This is a genomic window from Nonomuraea monospora, from assembly GCF_039531895.1.
GTDB classification, from domain to species: Bacteria; Actinomycetota; Actinomycetes; order Streptosporangiales; family Streptosporangiaceae; genus Nonomuraea; species Nonomuraea monospora.
On sequence record NZ_BAAAQX010000010.1, the window covers coordinates 13,443 to 34,549 of the forward strand.

General features: G+C 71.3%; 13 protein-coding genes. 11 read left to right on the top strand and 2 right to left on the bottom strand.

Features of this window, described 5'->3' with window-relative positions; translation table 11 throughout:
* Positions 1 to 94: 94 nt before the first annotated feature.
* Entirely contained in the window at positions 95 to 2,635 is a 2,541-nt protein-coding gene (locus ABD331_RS21045) for a caspase family protein (RefSeq protein ID WP_344477245.1), read from the bottom strand.
* A gap of 35 nt (positions 2,636 to 2,670) precedes the next feature.
* On the bottom strand, positions 2,671 to 5,415 hold the full coding sequence (locus ABD331_RS21050; RefSeq protein ID WP_344477247.1) for an AAA family ATPase: 2,745 nt from the start codon (positions 5,413 to 5,415) through the stop codon (positions 2,671 to 2,673).
* Between the two features lie 128 nt (positions 5,416 to 5,543).
* Here ABD331_RS21050 and ABD331_RS21055 point away from each other — a divergent pair, with 128 nt between their 5' ends.
* The 11 genes from ABD331_RS21055 (at position 5,544) to ABD331_RS21105 (ending at position 21,068) form a co-directional block, all read left to right on the top strand.
* Complete coding sequence (locus tag ABD331_RS21055) at positions 5,544 to 7,058, top strand: dynamin family protein (RefSeq protein ID WP_344477249.1); 1,515 nt, start codon at positions 5,544 to 5,546, stop codon at positions 7,056 to 7,058.
* A complete protein-coding gene (locus tag ABD331_RS21060; RefSeq protein ID WP_344477251.1) occupies positions 7,046 to 7,480 on the top strand; it encodes a nucleotide exchange factor GrpE in 435 nt (144 codons plus the stop codon). The genes ABD331_RS21055 and ABD331_RS21060 overlap by 13 nt, the downstream gene beginning before the upstream one ends.
* Positions 7,477 to 9,261: a dynamin family protein gene (locus tag ABD331_RS21065; RefSeq protein ID WP_344477253.1), complete on the top strand. Its 1,785-nt coding sequence runs from the start codon at positions 7,477 to 7,479 to the stop codon at positions 9,259 to 9,261. Before ABD331_RS21060 ends, ABD331_RS21065 begins: the two co-directional genes overlap by 4 nt.
* 12 nt (positions 9,262 to 9,273) lie before the next feature.
* Positions 9,274 to 10,665, top strand: a complete 1,392-nt coding sequence (locus tag ABD331_RS21070) for an Hsp70 family protein (protein ID WP_344477256.1) — start codon at positions 9,274 to 9,276, stop codon at positions 10,663 to 10,665.
* Positions 10,666 to 10,677: 12 nt separating this feature from the next.
* Complete coding sequence (locus tag ABD331_RS21075) at positions 10,678 to 10,917, top strand: hypothetical protein (protein WP_225265985.1); 240 nt, start codon at positions 10,678 to 10,680, stop codon at positions 10,915 to 10,917.
* 35 nt (positions 10,918 to 10,952) lie between these two features.
* On the top strand, positions 10,953 to 13,415 hold the full coding sequence (locus ABD331_RS21080) for a caspase family protein (protein ID WP_344477262.1): 2,463 nt from the start codon (positions 10,953 to 10,955) through the stop codon (positions 13,413 to 13,415).
* Between the two features lie 85 nt (positions 13,416 to 13,500).
* Positions 13,501 to 16,455 (top strand): helix-turn-helix transcriptional regulator, encoded by a 2,955-nt coding sequence (locus tag ABD331_RS21085; protein WP_344477760.1) that lies wholly within the window; start codon positions 13,501 to 13,503, stop codon positions 16,453 to 16,455.
* Between the two features lie 42 nt (positions 16,456 to 16,497).
* A complete protein-coding gene (locus ABD331_RS21090; RefSeq protein WP_344477264.1) occupies positions 16,498 to 16,722 on the top strand; it encodes a hypothetical protein in 225 nt (74 codons plus the stop codon).
* A 106-nt stretch (positions 16,723 to 16,828) separates the two neighbouring features.
* Positions 16,829 to 17,071, top strand: a complete 243-nt coding sequence (locus tag ABD331_RS21095; protein WP_262379700.1) for a response regulator transcription factor — start codon at positions 16,829 to 16,831, stop codon at positions 17,069 to 17,071.
* A gap of 15 nt (positions 17,072 to 17,086) precedes the next feature.
* Complete coding sequence (locus ABD331_RS21100) at positions 17,087 to 20,536, top strand: CHAT domain-containing protein (RefSeq protein ID WP_344477267.1); 3,450 nt, start codon at positions 17,087 to 17,089, stop codon at positions 20,534 to 20,536.
* 97 nt (positions 20,537 to 20,633) lie between these two features.
* Positions 20,634 to 21,068: a hypothetical protein gene (locus ABD331_RS21105; RefSeq protein ID WP_148436179.1), complete on the top strand. Its 435-nt coding sequence runs from the start codon at positions 20,634 to 20,636 to the stop codon at positions 21,066 to 21,068.
* Positions 21,069 to 21,107: the final 39 nt, after the last annotated feature.

Below are 21,107 nucleotides of genomic sequence, written 5' to 3' on the forward strand. Positions count from 1 at the left end.
CCCCTTTCGCCGCCATAATGCGACGGCAATTGCTGCCGGAAAATGCGTTTTCTTGCGTATTGCCCCGGCAAGAAATCCGGCCGCCATGCAGCGATCACACCTTGAGCACCTCGTACCTGAAGGAGAAGTCCTGGGCCCGCATGAGGCCGGTGGACGGGTGGTGGCCCAGGCAGAAACCCTCCGCCTGCAACAGCGACGTGCGATAGAGGCCGATGCTGTCGCCGACCGCTGCCGACAGCAATTGATAGGCGATGTTGACGATGGTGGCGGTGGCGCCGAGCGCGGTCACCGCCGCCAGGATCTGCGGTGCGGCCATCGCCAGGCCCGCCACGTCGACGACCGCCTGCTTGAAGTCCATCGATCCCAGGCGCTCACTCAGCATGTCGCTGAGGTGGAGGCTGTCCTGCCGGTCGCGGGACACCCAGAGCGCCAGGTCGAGGTAGTCGACGGCAGGCCCGTGGTAGAGGAGGAGGTCGTCGAGTGGGAGCCGGTCACCGTCGCGTATGCCGGAGAATCGGACGGTCTCCGCGCGGTACGCGGGCAGCTCGCCATCGGCCCCGGTGAGCACCAGCGCGTCGATCCGCACGTCCCCGCCACGTAGCGCCCGGTTGCGATGCACGACGAGCTCGCCGAGCCGTAGCGCGACCGGGACGGGGCCGCCGCGTGCCCGCCCCTTGTGCGGGATGCGCAGCGAGCGGTCGGGCCGTTGGTCGATGAGGAACGAGGCGGTCTCACGGGAGACAGCCGGAGCGGGGTGGAGAAGGAAATCGAGATGCTCGACCGCGTAGCGAACCGGGCGGGCGTGCTGCTCGGCGGGCAGTTCCCTGCTCATGCCGGCCATGGTCCGATGCAGCATGCTCTCGAGCACCGACGAGGCGGGCCTCAGACTCGCGCGTACGGCGGCCTGGCCCTTCGCGCCACGGGCAGCCGCCTGCTCCACGGCGGCGAGGTCCTGCTCCCGGTCGGCCACGACGACGAGCAGCGACTCCGGCCGGGGCGCGTCCGCCGGCACGCCCTCTGCCCAGGACAGCGGCAGACCGGCCAGCCCCGCGTCGGGCAGGTGCCCGACGGTGTACTCGCTGCCGCCGGCGAGCAGCAGCCCGTACGGATCGCCATTCGTGATGTGCGTGACACCACCGGTGATGCCCAGGTCGAAGAGCCAGAAGTACAGGGGCCGGTCGCCGTCGTTGCGGAGCAGGACGTAGATCGGCTCGCCGGTGTAACAGACGGCGCCGCCGTCGGGCAGCCGCTCCGGCGCACCGTCGCTCACCCGGCCCCATTCCACTGTGTACGGGACCATCAGCTCGGCGTCACCCGTTCCGCCGGGCAGGGTGCGCAGAGTCGCGCTGCGCGCCAGCTTGGACACGTTGCCGACTGTGGCGGCGACGCCCTCGGGGGAGGCGGGTCTGGGCCGGACCAGCTCGCCGACCTCGTCCCGCAGCCGGATCTCGCCCGGCTCCTGCGAGACCTCGACCGTGCACAGGACCGCCGCTGTCCCGGCCGTGGCGAGGCGGACGTGCGGCGCGGCGTCGAGCGCCGCACGCATGTCGTCCGCCACGGGACCCTGCCCGTGCACACTGACGGCGTACCGGGGCAGCTCGCGGCGGACCAGACGGGCCCGCATGCGCTGCGGCAGGGCGGGGGGCGGCGAGCCGGAGGTCACGGCGGCGACGGAGGTAGCTCCGGACACTGTGCTCACGGTCACGTCGGTGAGCACGGAGTCCTGGTCCGTGATGAGCGCATAGCCGTCACCCGGCTCCACGCCGAGAAGGTGCCCCCCGAGGAGCCGAATCCGGCCGTCCGGCAGTCGCTCGGCGTCGAGCAGGTCTTCGTGCGTCTCCTCCGCGAGGTCGAAGGGCAGCCGCCACGGGTTGCCCTCGACGTGCGCGCGCTGGCCGGGAGCCAGGGCGAGCACGCGCTCCTCGACCCGTCTCATGATGGTCTTCCAGCTCGCCCTCGTGCCGATCGCCTCGGCCTCCTCCGCCTCCCGCAGGGCGAGGCACAGGGATTCGGTGAAGACACCCGTGGTGACGCCCTGGGCGTTGGTGTACTCGAAGGCCGTCTGCCAGCGGCGGCACGCGGCCAGGCGCACGGCGAACGGATTGGCCTCGGCGTGCCGTTGCCCCAGGTCCCACCCCTCGGCGCTCAGCCGGCGCAGGTGCTCGGCGACGACCTCGGCAGGTACCGGATGGGCCAGCGCCCTGGGCCGCAGCCGCGGGTCCCTGGACATGCGGGCGGCATGGCAGGAGTCGATGATGGCGGTGACGTTGGGCGTGACGGAGGTCAGCCGGGCCTGCAGCACCGACAGTTCGACGTCGGTGATGCCGCCGAACCCGTCGCCGGCTGTCCCGTAGCCCCAAGGGACGATGAACTGGACATCGGGCAGACCGGTCTCGGCCGTGGCGGCGTGCACGCCGTGGCCGCTGAAGTAGAAGACGACGGCGTCCCCCTCGCGCACGTCGCGGATCAGCCCCTCGTACGCCTCGATGATCCCCTCTCTCGTGGCCGCTTCGCCCTCGCACCGGCGGATCTCGAATCCCCTGCGGCCGAGCAGGTCCGCCATCGCCGCCACGTCGGTCCCCACGCCTGTGAGGCCCTCGGTCTCGGCTCCGGCCAACAGCGCCAGACGTCCCATGCCTTCCTCCAGTCCTAGGTGAGCCACAGTTCTCTCTACGAGCCGGGCCGGAACCGGGCGGCAAGCTGCGCACGCGAGCGGATGCCCAGCTTGCGGTAGATCCGGCAGAGATGAGCCTCGATGGTCTTGGGGCTGAGGAACAGCGTCTCGGCGGCCTCGTTGTTGGTGGCACCCGCGGCGACGATCACTGCTACCCGGTGTTCCTGAGGCGTCAGCCCTTCTTGACCGCCGTCCAGGACGGGTCGCACCTGCTCGCCGGTCGCCCGTAGTTCGTCGGCGCTGCGCCGCGCCCACACCGGGGAGCCCAGCGCCAGGAACGCCTCGTAGGCCTGACGCAGGTGCCGGCGCGCATCACGGCGCCGGCCGGTGCGGCGGAGCCGTTCCCCGAAGCAGAACTCCGTTCGCGCCCTGTCGTAGCGGGAGCCGGCGTCACTGTGCAGCGCGAGCGCGTGCTCGAAGAACTCGGTGAACATCTCGTCGTCGGCCATGAGGCCCCTGCACCGCCAGGCCAGCGCCGCGTCGCCACCGGGATCGAGGTGTCCCGACTGGTGGATCACCTGCTCGGCCAGCTCGCCGGGGACGGCGCCGAGCGCGCGCACGTAGGCCTCGACCAGATCGGAGCCGGACGGGCCGTGGAAGACGAACGCGCTGCCCGGCCGGGGATTGCGGTGGGCGGCCTCCAGATGCGCCAGAGCCGCCTTCGGCCTGGCGAGGCTGAGCTCCTGCAACCCGAGGGCGTTGTGTGAGTCACGCGGGAACCGCAGGTCGGATGAGTCCCGCAGCGCCGAGGCCGCCGCGGCGTGCTCACGGCAGCCTCGTTCGTCACCCTGATGTGCCTCCACGAGGGACAGGCAGCTCAGCGCGAAGTACGACCACAGCGGGTTGCCTGTGCGGCCGGCCAGCTCGACCGCCTCGCTCGCCTGGTCGCGGGCCGTGGTGAAACGGCCGGATGCGAGGTGGGCGTACGCGGAACCGTACAGGGCCAGGGGCAAGGTCCCGAACGCTGCCCGGGTGCGCAGCTCGTCGACCAGCGTGGTGGTGAGAGTCCGGGCAGCGGGCAGGTCGCCCACCCATACGTGGGCGAGGGCCAGGAACACGGCGTATTCCAGGTCCTCGGTGGAGACGCCGCGTTCGTGGACGGCCGCGACGGCCTCGCGGAGCATGCGCAGGCCGTCCACCACGTGCCCGGTCTGCAGGCACGCCATTCCGACGATCAGGCCGCTGACCATGCTGATCCCCGCGGGGGCGGCCAGTTCCGGCGTCATGGCGGCGAAGGCGTGATCGCTGGCGCGTACGGGGTCTCCCGCCAGGAAGGCGGCCATGGCCGCGTCGGCGTAGGCCGGGGCCGCGGCCGGGGACTTGTGCGCGGCGAGGGAGTCCGCGGCGGCGCGCAGGAGGGCGGCGGCCTGGTCAGGATCGCCGCCGGTGAACAGGTGGAAGCGCCCTCGCGTGCGGTCGGCGTAGGTCGTCGGCTCCTGGGGACCATTGGCCCGCGCCTTGTCCAGGAGCAGCGCGGCATACCCTGGGCGGCCCGCGCGCCTGGCGTGGTCGGCGGCCAGATGCCAGCGCCTGGACCGGTGTCCCGAGTCCGGGCTCAGCTCCGCCGCGCGGTCCAGCTGCTGGGCGGCGGCCGCGTGCCCGCCCCGCCGCCGGGCGATCTCCGCGGTTTCCTCCAGCATGTTGGACACCTGCTCGTCGGCCGCAAGGCAGGCTTCGGCCAGGTGCCAGGCCCGGCGTTCGGCCAGGCGCGGCTCTTGAAGGGCGTCGGCGAGCACGCGGTGCGCCTCGCGGAGCTCGCGGGGCCGGGCGAGGTCGATGGCGGCGGACCGTACCAGGGGATGGCTGAAGGTGATCCTGTGTCCGCTGAGGGAGACCAGATCCGCGTTCTCCAGCGCTTCGAGCGCCGAGTCCGGGACGCGTGCCAGCCGAAGCGCCGAGAGCACGGGGCCGAGCTCACCCTCACCGTGAACCGCCGCGACCAGCATCGCCCGGCGGGCCGCCGCGTCGAGCGAGGTGACGCGCGGGCCGAAGAGCCGGCCGGCCGAGGCGGCCGACGGCAGCGGGTCCGGTAGCGGGCCGCGCCCGGCGAGCTGGCCGTCGTCGAGACCGCGGACGATCTCGGCCAGGGCGTCTGGGTGGCCGGCTGCCTGGCGGGCGATCTCGACGGCCACGGCGGCGTGTGTCTCCCGGTCCCGCGCCGCGGCGGCGATCACCCGAAGCGAGGCGTCCCGGCCGAGCGGACGCAGCCGCAGGACGGCCAGGCCGATCTCCCGGGTGTTCCCGGGATCGTCCTGTGGCCGCCCGGCCACCAGCATCGCGACGCCTTCAGCCCGCAGACGCCGGGCAGCGAACATCAGCGCCTCGGCCGAGGAGCGGTCGAGCCATTGAGCGTTGTCCACGCACACGAGCAGGGGCCGGCGTGCGGCCGACAACAATGCCAGGAAAGCGGCATAAATCGGATAGTGGTTCTTGTCTGTCGTCAGCCGTAACGACAAAGCATCAATCAAGGCATTTCGTTCCAAGTCCGGCAAATCCTCAATATCGTTTCTCAGGGGGCGGATCAATAGGGACAGGGCTCCGAAGGGGACGGCCGCCTCAGTGGGGGAGCAGTCGGCGACGAGTATGCGCATGTCCGCCGCTTGGTCGCGGGCATACCGCAGCAATGCCGTTTTCCCTAGCCCAGGCTCGCCGTGGATCAATAGTGCCGCGCCATGGCCGCGCTGAGCACGATCAAGGGCGTCCACTATGGCGCCCGTCTCGGATTCCCGCCCGTACAACACGGCTCAAGCATGAGCGCATTCATGATCTAAAGCCAGCTTTTATACGTATCAATGCGTACTACCCGGCATTTCAAGGAATAGGGATTTCCCTGTATCGATTTCGGGCGCTGTTATCGGACGCTGGTCCCGTGAACCTCCATCGAGATGACGACCTCGGGCCGCTCTCCCAGCGGCTGCTGGGGCTGTGCGACCGGCTGCTCGGCTCGCTCACGCAGCCGGACCAGCGCGCGACGGTGACCGGCGTACGCGACCGATTGTGCGAGCCGCTGCGTGTGGCGATCGGCGGTCGGGAGAAGGCCGGCAAATCGACGCTGGTGAACGCGTTGCTGGGGCGGCGGGTGGCGCCCACTGCGGTCGGGACCTGTACGAAGGTCGTGACCTGGTATCGCTACCACCATCACGAGCACGTCGACGTCCAGCCCTACGAGGGGCCGGCGATCGTGTTGCCGCTGCGCAGCGGGCGACTGCCCGTGGCCGAGGAGATCGGCCTTGAGCACCCGCGCATCTCCCACATGACGGTCTACCTCTCGCACGAGCGGCTGCGAAGCGTGACGATCGTCGACACGCCGGGACTGGAGTCGTCCGACGCCGGACTGAGCGCGCGCACCCATCGGTTGCTCGCCCTGGACGGCGCCTCCACCAGGGCGATCAGCCAGGCGGACGCGCTCATCTACCTGTTCCAGCAGCCGCGCAGCGACGACATGCTGCGGCTCGAGGACTTCCGGGACGCGCTCGCCGGGATGTCCGCGCTCAACGCACTCGGCGTGCTCAGCCGGGTGGACACACTGGCAGGACACGTTCCTGACCCGTGGCCGGATGCCAGGAGGATCGCCACCAAGTACGCTCACCGCTTCCGCATGCTGGTGGCCGACGTGCTGCCGGTCGTCGGGCTGCTCGGCGAGGCCGCCGGGGCGGGACTGCTCACCGAACGCGACGCGGACGACCTGCGCGCCCTGGCAGCGCTCACCGCGGGAACCCGGCGACGGCTGCTGCTCAGCGCGGATCTGTTCGTCCGCGAGGACGCGGCGCCCGTTCCGGCGGCGCGGCGCCGGCACCTCCTGTCCCTTCTCGGTTTGTACGGGCTCCGACAGGCACTCGGGCAGATCGACTCGGGCACCGGATCGGCGGCCCAGCTCGTCCGCGCGCTCCACGAGCTCTCCGGGGTCCGGGAGGTGGACACGTTCATCGGACGGTCGCTGACCCGCAGAGCCGATCCCATGAAGGCGGTCACCGCCATCAGGGCGCTGGAGTCGCTGGCCTACGGAGACCTCACCGGGCTGCGGGGAGAGCTGGAGCGCATCCGCCTCGCCCCGGACATGCACCAGCTCGAGGAGATGGACGCGATGCGCCTCATCGCTACCGGCACGGCCCGCCTGCCGGCGGAGCTGGAAGAGGACGCACTGCGAGTGATGACCGGGACCGATCCCGCCGCACGGCTGGGCCTCCCCGCCGGTGGTGGCGCGCAGTCGATGCGCGATACGGCCCGCGCGGGAGCGAGCCGCTGGCAGGCCGCCGAGAACCGGCCGGGGATCAGCCGGGCCGCCGCGCGGGTGGCCAGGACCGTGAAGCTCTCCTACCTGCATCTGTACGCCCAGGCCGACGCGCACGGCCAGGCCGAGGAGGCGATCCCGTGTCGTTCCTGATCACCTGGGTGTGGGTCCTGCTCGCCGTGACGGCCTTCGCGGCAGGGCTGTGCCTGGGCGGGCTGCTCAGGCAGCATCGCTGGGCCACGGTCCTGGCGCCGCACACCGCGTCCCACGCCAGGAATGACCGGCTCGTCCTGGCCTGCATCGAGCTGGCCGACCAGCTCACCAGCGAGGCTCTGCGCGCTCAGGTGCATCGGGCACTGGCCGACGTCGGCGTCCACGCGATCGCGGCCTGCGGCGAGCCGTTCTCCACGCTCCGCCATCGGGCGGTCGACCGCGAGCCCACCGACGATCCCGGCCGTCACGGCCTGGTCGCCGCCGTGGTGCGGCCCGGCTACGAGAGCGGGCCAGAAGTGCTCCGCGAGGCCGAGGTCACCGTCTTCGACCACACACGTACGAACGAGGAGAACCGGTCATGAACGATCCGATCGCTCGCCTCAGGGAGCTGACGACGTCTGTCGCGGCCCTGTCCGACCAGGCCGGGTTGCCGGAGGCCGCCAAGCGGCTGTGTGCCGAGCGGGACGCCGACGGCCCACCGGCCACCACGGTGGTGGTCGTGGGCGAGACCAAGCGAGGCAAGAGCTCACTGATCAACGCGCTGGTCGGGCGGCCCGGCCTGCTACCGGTGGAGGCGGACATCGCCACCGCAGTGCACATCACGGTCCGCCACGCCCCTGAGGAGGGCGCCTGGGCTCACCTGGTGGACAGGTCCGAGCCGCTGGACATCGGGGTGGCCGGGATCCCCGCCTACGCCTCGGCCGACGGGAACCCGGGCAATGCCAAGGGTGTACGCTCCGTCACCGTCGGCCTGGACGCCGGCTTGCTCAGCCGCGGTCTGGATCTGGTGGACACCCCCGGGGTGGCCGGTCTGGAGGCGGGCCACACGGAGATCACCCTTGCCGCGCTGGCCACGGCGGACGCGTTGCTGCTGGTCGTGGACGCGTCCGCGCCTCTGACGGCAGCCGAGCTGCGATTCCTCGCCCGCGCCACGGAGCGGGTCGAGTACGTCGCCGTCGTGCTCACCAAGACGGACGTCCATCCCGGGTGGGCGAGCGTGGCCGAGGCCAACCGGGAGCTGCTGCGCCTGCACGCGCCCCGCTTCGCCGGCGCCCCTGTCGTACCGGTGTCGAGCAGGCTCAAGGCCGAGGCCGACCTGGCCATGGCCGAGGGCGAGGCGGACATCGCCGAGCAGCTCCACCGCGAGAGCGGCTTCGACCGGCTCGAACGCCTGCTGGCCGACGACGTGATCGGCCGGGCCGAGCGGCTACGGGCGGTCAACCTGATGCGGCTGATCCTGACCGTGCTGGATCGGATCGACCACACGCTGTCGGCCCGGCTGGCCGCGGCCGCCGGTGACCCGTCGGGCGGTCTCGGGGCGGAGAGGCGGCGCTACGAGGAGCTCACCAGACTCTCCGCCCGCTGGCGCCAGGACCTGGCGGCAGGCTTCCAAAAGATCGGCGTGGACCTGCAGAGCGAGATCGCCCGGCACCTGCAGGAGCTGTCGGGCCGCTGTGAGCGGATCATCGTGCAGGCCGCACCGGAGCTGCTGGAGACCATGCCCCGGGAGCTCGGCGACGCCGTGGACGGACGATGGGCCGATCTCAACACCTTCGTCAGGACGAGCGCCGAGGAGGTCGTGGCCGAGATCCTGCTCCGCGAGGACGCCCAGATCGACATCGACGACCTGCCGATGCCGGGGCGGCTGCGCAGGCTTCCGCAGGTGACGGCCGATGAGCCGCAGCCACCGGGCGAGGACGGCTTCGGCGACCTCCTGTCCGCCGGCTGGCCCGTCCTGGGAGTGTTCATGGCGAGCAGCACGCTGCTGTCGTCCGTCTTGGGGCCGCTCGGGCCCGCGGCCGCGCTCGTGGTGAGCTCGGCGATGTTGCGGCACCGATACAACGAGCTGACGCGCGTACGCACGCAGCGCGAGGCCCGCCTGTTCGCCAAGGAGAGGCTCGAGCTGATCAGGCGCGAGATGACCGCGCAGCTCAGCAAGCACGTGATCGATCTGCGCCGCCGCCTCGAAGGCGAGATCGCCACCCGCCTGGACAGCCGCAGACGCCGGCTCCAGGCCGACCTGGAGTCGGCCTCCTCAAGACCGGACGCGGCCGCCACGGAGGGACTGCGAGGCCGCACGCGCGAGCTCGCCGCACATGCCGGGCGCCTGAAGGCCGCGCTCGGCTCAGGCGACAACCGCTGATTGGAGTGAGTCATGCAATGGCAACTATCCGTCGACTTCGGAACCACGTACACGGTGGCCGCCGTTTCAACCGGCGACGGGCCGCCGGAGGTGCTGGAGGTAGACGGCTACAACCGCATGCCGTCCCTGGTCATGCTGCATCCCGAGGGTCGGCTGCTGGCCGGTCGCGCCGCCGTGAACGAAGCCGGGCGCTACCCCGAACGGGTGGAGCGGACACCGAAGCGGTACATCGGCGTCACGGAGCACCTTCCGCTGGGCGGCGAGATGGTGCCCGTGACCGACGCGGTGGCGGCGGTGCTCGAACGCGTGGTGGTGGAGGCGCGCAGGCGCCACAACGGCACATTCCCCGAGCGGCTGGCGCTGACGCATCCCGCGCGGTGGACCGAGGGCCCACTGGAGTGCCTCAAGGCAGCCGCCGTCGCCGCGGGCCTGCCCGCCGCGTACATGGTGCCCGAGCCGGTGGCCGCAGCCCTGGCCTACACCGAGGTGCATCTGAGCCACGGTGACCACGTCGCCGTCTACGACCTCGGCGGCGGCACCTTCGACACGGCCGTGCTCCGCCGCGAGCGGCAGGGGTTCGTCGTCGCGGCGGCGCCCGGCGGCAACCCGCACCTCGGGGGCGAGGTGTTCGACGAGCGGCTGCTGAACCTGCTCGGCCGGCAACTGGCAGAGGTCGACGGCGCCCGCTGGGAGGCGCTGTCCGCGCCGCCGGACCGACGCTGGGCCCGCGCTCACGCCGACTTCCTGACCCAGGTGCGCACGGCCAAGGAACAACTGTCCGACCGCGTCGACGCGACCTTGTACGTCAGCGCGTACGACCGCGACCTGCTGGTCACACGGGAGGAGTTCGAGAGCCTCATCCGCGTGGATCTGGCGGGCAGCGTGGCCGAACTCCTGCGCACGGTGCGTTCGGCTGGCCGCGCCCCGGAGGACCTGGCAGCGGTCTACCTCACCGGAGGTTCCAGCCGCATCCCCCTGGCCGCGGGCCTGGTGCACGAGCAACTGCGGCAGATGCCCGCCACGAGGGGAGACCCGAAGAGCGTCGTGGCGCTCGGCGCCATCCGCGCCCTGACGCCGGCCCGCGCCGACACGCCGCCCCCGCCCCCGCCTACGTCCTCGGTGAACGGGACCGTTCACTCCGGCCCCAGGCCGGTGGTGCTGCCGCCCATGCCGAACTTCCTGGTGCCGGCGATCATCTCGACGATTCTCTGCTGTGTGCCGACCGGCGTGGTGGCGATCGTCCACGCCGCGCAGGTGAGAGGCAAGCAGAGCGCGGGCGACATCGCGGGCGCCCAGGACTCGCTGAAGAAGGCCAAGGCCTGGACCTGGGCCTCGGTCGGGCTGGGCGTTCTCGTGGCCCTGTTCTATCTCGTCGCGATGCTCAGCGACCCCTACCAGTACTGAAAGGAGACGACCATGTCCGAGGAATTCCCTGAGCTCTACGAGGTGTCCGTCGAAACCGACGAGATGACGCTCGTGGGTTACATAACTGTCGAGGAAGTCCCCATGGATGCCCTTCCGGAGTCCACGGAGGATACCGGTCAGGAATCGGCTCCCGAGCCTGTCGACAGCGGGGAGCTCGCCAAGAGCCTCAGCGACGCGTCCGCGGCGCAGCACCGTGCGGCGATGCAGGTCATCGAGAACATGAAGTTCTGAGTCTTCGGGATTCCACGACGGAGGAGATGGTGGCCGTGGAGAAGGTCGCGTTGCTGATCGGATCGGAGATCCTCAATCTCAGAGGCCCGCACCATGACCTCGACATCATGCAGCGCCTGCTCGAGTCCAGGGGGTTCGAGATCCGCCGGCATCAGGAGAAGACGGCGACCCGGGACGCGGTGGTGGCGGCCTACCGCGAGTTGATCGAGGACGCCACCTCCGACCACTGCGTGGTCGTCTACGCGTCCGGTCACGGTGTACGGGCCCAAGCAGGGCCGGGCGACTCGCCGGCCCTCGATCACCGTTTGTGGGTGCCCACGGACTTTCCGGAGTCCACTCCGGACGACCTGCGCGGGATAACCGCGACGGAACTCTCGCTCCTGCAGTGGGAGCTCACCGGGAAGACGCGGAACGTCACGACGATCTGGGACTCCTGCTACTCCTCGCGGATGTCCAGGGACGTGGGGGTCGTGTCGCGTGCCCTGCCCCGCGCGCAGTGGGCCGATGTCGAGGCGCACCTGATCAGGCGCGGAGTCATCGAGCAGGTCCGGAGCAGGCGCGACGCGGTGGGGAACCCGTGGGCGGTCCGCCTGGTGGCCTGCGGGCCCGAGGAGTCGGCCTACGAGTACGAGAACCGCGACGGCATCGTGGTCGGCGCGTTCACCGAGGCGCTCAGCGACACCCTGGAGGAGGTCGGTGAAGCCGGGCTCACCTGGGCCGAGATCATCCGCCGGGTCCGCTACCGCGTACGGCGCCTGTTCCCGAACCAGTGGCCGAGGGCCGAGGGCCCCTACGATCGGCTGCCCTTCACCACCGACGTCCCCGACCTCACCGGAGTCCTGCCCGTCGAGGTGGATCTCGACGGGCAGGTGAGGCTGGCCGCCGGGCGGATCGCGGGGGTGGCGCCGGGGGACGTCTACGCCGTGCAGCCCGCCGGAGCCCCCTTCAGATCGCTGGAGACCAGCCTCGCCAGGGCGACCGTTACCCAGGTCTCCTCCACCGACGCCGTGGTGGAACTGCAATTTCTGGGCGGCGCCACCGAGTTGCCGCGCAACGCACGGGCCCATCCGGTGGAGCTGTCGATGCGCAGGAGGCCGGTGGCCGTCGTGGGAACCGGCCCGGAGGCCGAGACCGTGAGCGCCGCCGTCGCCGAGGCGAGCCACGTGCGGATCGCGGAACCCGCCGAGGCGGACGTGCCCGTCAGTGCACACGTCAGCGGCGGGATCGTGGAGTTGCGCGATCCCCAGGGAGCGCTGACCCTGCCGCGGGACGCCACCGCGATGACCGGCATCGTGCGTACGGTCCGGGATCTCAACAGGTACGCGCGGGCCCTGACGCTTGAGGAACTGACCTCAGGTACGGGCACCTCCGCGCTCGATGCCTCGTTCGAGGTGGAGTTCGGGCGGGTCGTCGACGGGCAGCCCGTGCCGATCACCGCTCCAGGCAACATGGTCTTCTGCCAGGAGCACCTGTACGTGCGGATGCGCAACACCAGCCCCAGCCGGCTGTTCTTCTTCATGTTCGACGTCGGCGTCAGCCGGAGGATCAGCCTCAGCACCAACACCAACCCCGAAGGTCTCGCACTCGACAGAGACGAGGAATGGTGGGTGGGCCGCAGCCCCGCGACCCGGGAGCTCGTCGGCCTGGAGCTGGAGTGGCCGGAGGGGTTCGCCGGCACGAAGCCGCGGCTGGAGACGATCATCGTGATTGTCACTCACCGGGCCGAGGACCTGAGCGTCCTGCAGCAGGAGGGCGTCCAGAAGGCGATCAGCGGCGATGAGTCGCCGCTGTGGCACGTGGTCGCTCAGGTCGCGCTGGGCGGTGGGCGCGAGCTCAAGGAGTCGGAGTCGGAACAGCAGTACAGTATCCGCTACGCGGTCCGCCAGTTCCCGATCATGGTGCATCCCGCTCCGCCGCCTCAGGAGGAGGCCACGCGATTCCGGTATGCGGATCTGCCCGACCGGTCCCTGCGTGCGCTGCCTCCGCAGCCGACGACGCCGCCACCGGCCGGGGTCACGCTCCGACTGACGGACCTGTCGGTGTCCGAACCGATCGCGGGCGGTGCGGCCCTGCGTGTGGACGCGCTCGTGCTGACGGGCTCACCTGACGGGAACGGCGGTCACGTCGCCTACCACGCCTTCACCGGCCTGGCCGGGGCGGGCGGCGTCCCGCAGGTCCTCTTCGACGGCCACGTACGCGATCATCTCGACCTGGCGATCTGGCTGTCTCCCGCCCGGGCGGCCCATCGGCCGCTGGCCGACCTGCTGGCCGGCCAGGTGATCACGCCATCGGCCGCCGTGGACCCGGCGATCGCCGCCATGACCGCCACCGCGAAGTTCATAGATCTGGCGCACGGGCTCCTCGCAGGGCAGGAGGCTGACGTAGTCGCGATCTACCGCACGTGCCTGCTCTCCGGGGAGGCCTTCGGCACCGTCACCGGTAGGGAGGCGGTGAGCATGCCCGGCGTCTCTCTCGCCTTCGAGGTTCTCCCGCGCTGACGAACATGCTGCGCGCCGAGCGGCCCCGCCGAGCCTTCGTACCGAGTGAACGGAGCGTGCTGTGACTCTTTTGTCAGCCGACCGGATGGTAGGCCGCGAGGACCAACTCGCCATGCTGCGGGACGCTTTCGGCGCTGCGAACGGCGGTGCTCCGGTCGCCTTCGTGGTCGGCGGCGAGGCCGGGGCGGGCAAGACCAGGCTGCTGCGCGACTTCACCGCCTGGGCCTTGGGCAACGGAGCCCGGATCCTGGCCGGCGGGTGCCTGAACCTGGGTGCCGGCGACATGGCCTACGCGCCACTGACCGAGGCGCTGCGCAGGCTGGTGCGCGAGCTCGGGGCGCCCGCCGTGCGCGGGCTGGCCGGGCGCAACTGGCACGAGCTCGGGCTGCTCCTTCCCGTCCTGATGGAGGAGGACCAGCAGGAGCCGTCCCGCGAAGGCACCCAGCGCCGCCTGTTCGAGGCGGTCCTGCACTTGCTCGACGAGCTCAGCGAAACGGGACCCGTGCTGTTCGCCGTGGAGAACGTGCAGTGGGCCGACCGCTCCACGCTGGACCTCCTGGTGTTCCTCATCCGCACGCTCCAGGAGGAGCGGGTGCTGGTGGTTCTCACCTACCGGACCGACGACCTGCTGCCCGGCCACATGCTCAGAGGCACGCTGGCCGACATCGAGCTCAGCGGCCGCTGCCGCCGTTGCGAGCTGGTGCGGCTCGACCGCGAGCGGCACCGGGAGCTGGTGGCGGCCATCATCGGTGGCGAACCTCCAGGAGACCTCGCCGATCGCGTGTTCGACCGTTCGGACGGCAACCCGTTCTTCACCGAAGAGCTGATCGCCGCGCGGGATCTCGGCGACGAGGGCGTCCCGATCGCCGTCCGCGACGTCGTGCTGGCCAGGATCGAGGCGCTCAGCGAGCCCGCGCAGGAGGTGCTGCGGGTGGTCGCGACAGTGGGGCGGCAGGTCACACACCCACTGCTGGCAAGGGTGTGCGATCTGCGAGAGCGCGAGCTGAGACGGACGTTACAGGAATGTGTGGGGCGGCAGATCCTTGTCGTCAACCCGTCCCGGCAGACCTACGGCTACCGTCACGAGCTGGCGCGGGAGGCCGTCTACGCCGAACTGCTGCCCGGCGACCGAAGCTGGCTGCACGGCGCGATCGCCGAAGCGCTCACCGAGGACCCGGCCCTGTCGCAGACCGACAGCCTCAACATGGCCGCCGAGCTGGCACACCACTGGGAGCAGGCGCACAACGTCCCCCAGGCGCTGGCCGAGTCCGTACGCGGCGCAGCGGCGGCGGTGTCCGTCTTCGCCTACGCCGAGGCGGCCCGGCAGTACGACCGTGCGCTACGGCTGTGGACCCGCGTGCCCGACGCCGAGGACCGCGCCGGGCTGGCCCGCGAGGACCTGCTCGTCCGGGCCGCCGACGCCTACCGCTGGTCGGGCCGACTCTCCGAGGCGGTGGAACTGCTCGACGAGGTCCTGGCCGGTGCAGGTCACGACGGCGAGGCCGCACGAACCGGAACCCTGCTCGAACGCAAGGGCCGCTACCTGTGGGAGCTGGGCCGGGGCGAGGAGTCGCTGCACGCGTACGAGAAGGCCACCAAGGTCCTGTCCGGCGAGCCGCCCTCGGCCGAGGTGGCGTGGACCCGGGCCGGGTACGCGACCGCGCTCATGCAGGCGGGACACTATCGCGCCGCCATTGGCCAGAGCGAGGAGGCGCTGCGGATCGCCCGCCTCGTCGGAGCCCGGGCGGAGGAGGGGCGGGCACTGAACACCATGGGCGTCGCCCTCACCCTGACAGGAGCGCCGGACGCCGGCACCGCCGCGCTGCGCACGGCCACGGACATCGCCGATGAACTGGGCGCGCTGGAGGACGTCTTCCGGGCGTACGCGAACCTGGCGTACGTCCTGGAGGTCACCGGCGAGCTCGAAGAGGCGCTCGACGTGGCACGGCGGGGCGTGGACCGCGGCCGGGACCTGGGGCTCGAGCTGACCGGAGGCGGCGCGCTGGTGGCCAACGCGGCCTCGGTGCTGGTGCTGCTGGGCAGGTGGAACGAGGCCGAGGAAGTGGCCGGCGCGGCGAGTGCCCGGGACCTGCCGCCGGGCTTCGACTTCTACCTGCAGATCGTCCGGTCCGAGATCGAGATCGGGCGTGGCACCTTCGCCGCGGCCGAGGAGCGGTTGAACGAGGCGGGCTCGGTCGCCGCCCGGCTTGACGAGCCGCAGTTCGCGGGACCGCTGCACGTGCTGTGGGCCGAGCTGGCGCTCTGGCGCGGACAGCACGCGCGGGCTCTCGGTTACGTGGACAACGGGCTCGCCGCCACGGCACACGGCGATCATGGTGGCTTCGCCCTGCGGCTGTGTGCCATGGGGCTGCGGGTGACGGCAGACGAGGCACGGCGGTTGCGCTCGCTGCCCAGACCTGACCAGGCGGCGATCGACCAGGTCGTGGACGTGGGCGCCCGGCTCCTGTCCCAGGCAGAGGCCGCGGCGCTCGGCGCGGAGGAGGCCCCGCTGCCCGAGATGTCGGCCACTCTGGCGCTGTGCCGGGCCGAGAGTGCCCGGCTGGCTGGCCGGTACGACGTGGACGCGTGGGAGTCGGTCGCGGAGTCCTGGCTGTCGCTGCGGCGCCCGTATCCGGCCGCGTACGCGCGATGGCGGCAGGGCGAGGCGGCGATCGAGCGCGGCGACCGCCGGGCCGCCGCGGAGCCCCTGGGCGAGGCCGTCCGCATCGCCGGGCGGATCGGCGCGGAGCCGCTGCGCGCCGAGGTCATGGCCATGGCCGTGGCGGCCCGGGTGAGCGTGGACACCGGCCAGCGGCCGCCGCCGCAACAGGTGCCCGACCCGTTCGGGCTGACCCGGCGCGAGCGCGAGGTGCTCAGGCACCTGGCGCAGGGGCAGAGCAACCGGCAGATCGCGCGAGCCCTGTTCATCACCGAGAAGACGGCGAGCGTGCACGTGTCGCACCTCATGGCCAAGCTCGGCGCCACCACCCGCGGCGCGGCCGCGGTGACGGCGCGCCGGCACGGACTCGTCGATCCCTGATCCTCATTCGATCCCATCGGAATCACCAGAGAGGAAAGCACCATGGCAAGCAAGATCCACCTGTACGGGAAGTCGTTCGACCTGCAGGAAGGCGCCGATCCCACGGCGCTCACCGAGGACATACTCAAGGCGATGGACCTGAAGAAGCCGCTGTCCATCGGGGTCGTCTACCACGGGAACCCGCTCACCATCATCTTGAACGGCGAGCGGCTCGACTTCGTCACCATGGACCTCAACGGGGCGATCATCGGGTTCCACTCCGGCTGAGGCCGGGCGCCTGAGGAGCGGACGGGCCGGGCCTAAGGGTTTCCGTAAGGCACGTTCGCTCCTTTCTCCCCATGACGCGGACGCGCTGGGGCGGGACGGTGACCAGGTGACCACCACACCACAGACCCGGCCGCGGCTGACCCCACGCGAACACAGCGTGCTCCGGCTGCTCGCCGAAGGGCTGACGGCCAAGGAGATGGCCCGGCGGCTCGGCGTCTCGCCTCGCACCGTCGGCAAGCACCAGGAGAACCTCTACCGCAAGCTCCGCACCTCCGACCGGCTCACGGCCGTGCTGAGGGGGTACGCGCTCGGCTTGCTCGCATTCCCGATCACCGCCCGCCATGACTGAGCCGCGGGAGGCCCCATGCTTCACTCGACCGATCTGCTCGTATCGCTGCTGTTGACGGAACGTCACGGTGACGATCTCACGCCTTTCCTGAGGGAGGAGGGCCGATCGACCGTCCTGGTCGCGATCCCCGAAGCCGAGCGCCCGCTGGTCGTCGCGGCCGGGGCGATCGCCGCCGGGGAGCCCAAACGCGCCCTGCGTGCCCTCGACGGCCTGCGGGGGCCCGTCGAGGTGCTGGAGGTGGCGGCGGCGCTGCGGCTGGCCGCCCGGACGGCCGACGTCCACCTGTATCCGGGCGGAGGGGCGCCTCAGGACATGCTGCCCGATGCCGGACCTGTCCCAGCGCCGGCGGAACCGGGAGCCGACCTCGTCGTCCAGGTCGCGGCACGCGTGATTCCGCTCGTTCAGTGGTCGAGGGCGGTGGCCGAGAACGCGCTCGCGGGCGCCGACGAGGACATGTCCGCCGTGTACAAGGAGTTCCAGGAGCTGGGCGAACGGCTGACCTCGCGGGACGCGCTCTGCTACCTGCGCCTCGCGCAAGCCGACGTGGCCAGGCGTGCGGGCAGCACGCAGGACGTGGTGGCCCCCCTCGCTGAGGCCCACCGGCTGGCGGGGGACGATCCGCTGATGAACGCGCATATCGCGCTCACCGAAGGGGACTGGGCCCTGGCCCCGGCCGCACATCCGGACATTCTGTCCCTGTCGCTGACCCGGCTTCCCATCGGGGTCGCGCTGCCTGCCGCCGACCCCACGTCGGCCCGGCGGCACTACCTGCGTGCGGAGGAGCTGTACGCGAGCGTGGGAGCCGCTGCCGGGCGCGCGGCGGTCACGCTGCGGCTGGCCTGCCTCATGCGCGAGGACGCGAGCGGCGATCCGGTGCCCCTGCTGCGGCAGGCCGCCGAGGCGGCGGCTGGCTCCGGGCGGTCGGCCCTGCGCCGCGTCATAGAGACGCACCTGCTCCTCGACCGGCTCGACGCGGGTGAGGACGTGCCCCTCGACGAGATGGACGCTCTGGCGGCGTGGAGCCGTGCCGAGGGCGGCGACGGGTTCGCGCAGGGCATCGCACGGCTGCTGCTGGCCAGGGCACGCAAGCTACGGGAGAGCGGACCGTCCCTGCCGGCCATGAGGGGCATGCGGCTGGCCCGGCGGCTCGCCGCCCTCGCCGGCGCCCCCAAGGAGCGGACCCTGGCAGGGCGCGACCTGATCGACCTGATCAGCGAGGCCAACTTCCGCTTCGCCTCGACCGTGCTGCTCGCGGGTGAGGCCGCGCAGCACGTGGCGGGGCTGGGTTCCGGATCCGTCGAGGCCCTGGCGTGGACGCGGGCCGCCGACGTGGTGAACGAGCTCGACAACGTGGCGGAGAGCAGCGCCGATCCGGATCTCAAGAGAGTCGCGGCCACTTACCTGAACGCGGTCGCGGATGCCGCGGATCGCATCCGACAGCGCCCCGCCAGGGTCGAGCAGGCCCTCGCCGCAACGCGCGAGGCCGCTCGGCAGGCGCGCCCGCTGATCCTGCGCTACGAGGGACGGCGAGATGAACAGGCGGGACGCCGCAGGGAATCCCGGATGCACCTCCAAGAGGCGCTGGAGGCGCTGCGCGACGACGACGTCATCCTCCGCATCGTCCTGCTGGCGGAGCTGGGCCGGCGGGACGAGGCCCACGAGATCACCATGACGCTGTTGAAAGCCGGGATGCTGCACCTGGACTTCGCCGTGTCGATCTTCCTCATCCTCGAGGACCCGGTGACGGCGCAACTCGCGCTGCAGGCCCTCGACGAGCAGGGCTGGCCACCACCGGCCAGGCGGCCCTGGCTCGACGCAGCGCGCCGCGCGGAGCTGTCCACCGCGCTCGGTCGTTTCGACGAGGCGGTCACGCACGGCGCCCGTGCCATCGAGGACTTCGAGACCAGGTCGGCCGGCCTCGTCAGGGAGGTGCTGCGTACCTCGATGACGGACGACGTCAATGTCGCCGCCATGTACCACTTCGGCGTCATGGCCCACCTCGGGCGGGCCGGCCAGGCCGATTCGCCGGTGGAGGCGGATCGGGCCGTCCGCGATGCCTTCCAACTCGCCGACCGCTGCCGCGGGCTCGTCGTCGACCTCCTGCGGGCGCTCGACGCGCTGCCCGACGGCGCGCCGCGCGACGCCGTCGGCCGGTGGCTGCGGGCGGGCTCCGCCTGGGCGGCAGCCTACGAAAGCCTGGCAAGGGAGGTGGCGTGGGCGGCGGCGGATCCGCCGCCGCCCGAGGAGGTCCAGCGCCGAATTCTGGCCGTCGAGGACGAGCTCGAAGCGGCGGAGTCGACGGTCGCCGAACTCGCGCCGCAGGTGCTCACCGGATGGCGGGAGAGACGGCCCGGCGCTGACTGGGACGAGGTGCGCGCCGGACTGACCGGTGACCGTGTCCTGCTCTACTATGAGGCGTTCGGACAGGACCTGGTGGTCTGGGCCGCCGGCTCGGACGGCATGCGGCACCAGCGCATGCGGGTTCGCGAGCGCGACCTGACCGCCGACGTCAGGGCGTTCCACCAATCGTGCGCGACCGGCTGGTACGACCAGCGGCTCGGTGAACGACTCACGGACCTGCTGCTTCAGCCGGTCCAGTCCATGATCGCGGACGACGGTCACCTGATCGTCGTGCCGCACCGCTCGCTGGCGCTGCTTCCCTTCCACGCCCTGCCCTGGCGCGGCAAGGTGCTGGGAGAGCGCAACCACGTCTCCCACCTGCCCTCGGCGGCGCTGCTCGCCCGCCCGGAGGCCGCACGCGCGCCGGATCTCAACGGGCCGGCGCTGCTGGTGGGCAACCCGGCGTACAGCCCTCAGCGTGGTCTTCACCCGCTGGGAGGCAGCGCCACCGAAGTGGCGGCGATCGCCGGCATGCTCAGCGACGCGAAGCTCCTCACGGGCGACGACGCCACCGAGCAGGCCGTCAGGGCACGGGCGCCGGGATGCCACATCCTGCACCTCGCTACGCACGGCCTCGTCGACGAGTTGGCGCCCCACGGCAGCTATCTCGCACTCGCCGGTGACGACCGGCTCACCGTGGGAGACCTCATGGGGCTCGACCTCGGCGCCGACCTCGTGGTGCTGTCGGCGTGCCATACGGGCAAGGGCACCGCCACCGCGGGCGGAGACATCGTGGGGCTGGTCCGCGCTGCGGTGACGGCCGGCGCGCGGCACGTGGTGGTGTCACTGTGGCCGGCCGACGATCAGGCCGCCGCCCTGCTCATGACGGAGATGTATCGGGGTCTGGCAGAGGGCGACGGCGTCACGCGGGCTCTCACCTCGGCCCGGCGCTGGGTTCGCACGCTCGACGAGGACGCACGGGATGCCGCGTACGAGACCCTGCGGCGCGACGTCGGCACAGGCGGGGCCTCCGGGGTGCGGGACCTTCGCCCCGAAGGGCCCGCTCCCGGCCCAGAAATAGGACTACCTTATTTCTGGGGTTCGTTCGTGCATTACGGCGTTTGAATCGAATACGTAATTTCACGAATTCCGGGGCCTGGAATTCGCGGCCATCATGGAATGGCGGGGGAAATTCTCTCGCCATTCCTGCTCGGGAGGGCACATGAATTCCAGCGACGCGAGAATAGCGGCGGCCTACACCACGGCACCTAACGGCACCGTCGCCGACGACACCCCCAACGCGGGTCCGCCCAGGTCGCCGACCTTCGATCTCGTCCTGCAACTGGAGGCGGGCAACGTACTCGGCCAGAGCGGCGGCGATTACACGCTGAACATCGTCGCCATCAACGAGAACACCGGCCTTCCGGTGGCCAGCCTGGTGCCGACGGGGAATCCCTTCAAGGAGGAGTTCAAGGCGCCGGCCTGGACGCCGAGTGGGAACGACTTCGTGCGCTCCGGCTCCAGTCCCGGGGTACTGCGGTACTCGATCACCGTGCCGAGCGGGGTGACGGGACGATTCCACTACAACGTGGACTTCGTCAGCTCCGGCTTCCAGGTGGTCGAGCTCGCCAAGACCCCGTCCTTCCTGCTGGTCTGAACCCGCGAAACCCCGGGGCGGCGCTTCCTCCGCACCGGG

Excerpts from the sequence above, each read along its gene's own strand:
- ABD331_RS21045 (WP_344477245.1), bottom strand. The coding sequence starts at position 2,635 with ATGGGACGTCTGGCGCTGTTGGCCGGAGCCGAGACCGAGGGCCTCACA.
- ABD331_RS21065 (WP_344477253.1), top strand. The coding sequence starts at position 7,477 with ATGAACGATCCGATCGCTCGCCTCAGGGAGCTGACGACGTCTGTCGCG.
- ABD331_RS21070 (WP_344477256.1), top strand. The coding sequence starts at position 9,274 with ATGCAATGGCAACTATCCGTCGACTTCGGAACCACGTACACGGTGGCC.
- ABD331_RS21075 (WP_225265985.1), top strand. The coding sequence starts at position 10,678 with ATGTCCGAGGAATTCCCTGAGCTCTACGAGGTGTCCGTCGAAACCGAC.
- ABD331_RS21085 (WP_344477760.1), top strand. The coding sequence starts at position 13,501 with ATGGTAGGCCGCGAGGACCAACTCGCCATGCTGCGGGACGCTTTCGGC.
- ABD331_RS21090 (WP_344477264.1), top strand. The coding sequence starts at position 16,498 with ATGGCAAGCAAGATCCACCTGTACGGGAAGTCGTTCGACCTGCAGGAA.
- ABD331_RS21100 (WP_344477267.1), top strand. The coding sequence starts at position 17,087 with ATGCTTCACTCGACCGATCTGCTCGTATCGCTGCTGTTGACGGAACGT.
- ABD331_RS21105 (WP_148436179.1), top strand. The coding sequence starts at position 20,634 with ATGAATTCCAGCGACGCGAGAATAGCGGCGGCCTACACCACGGCACCT.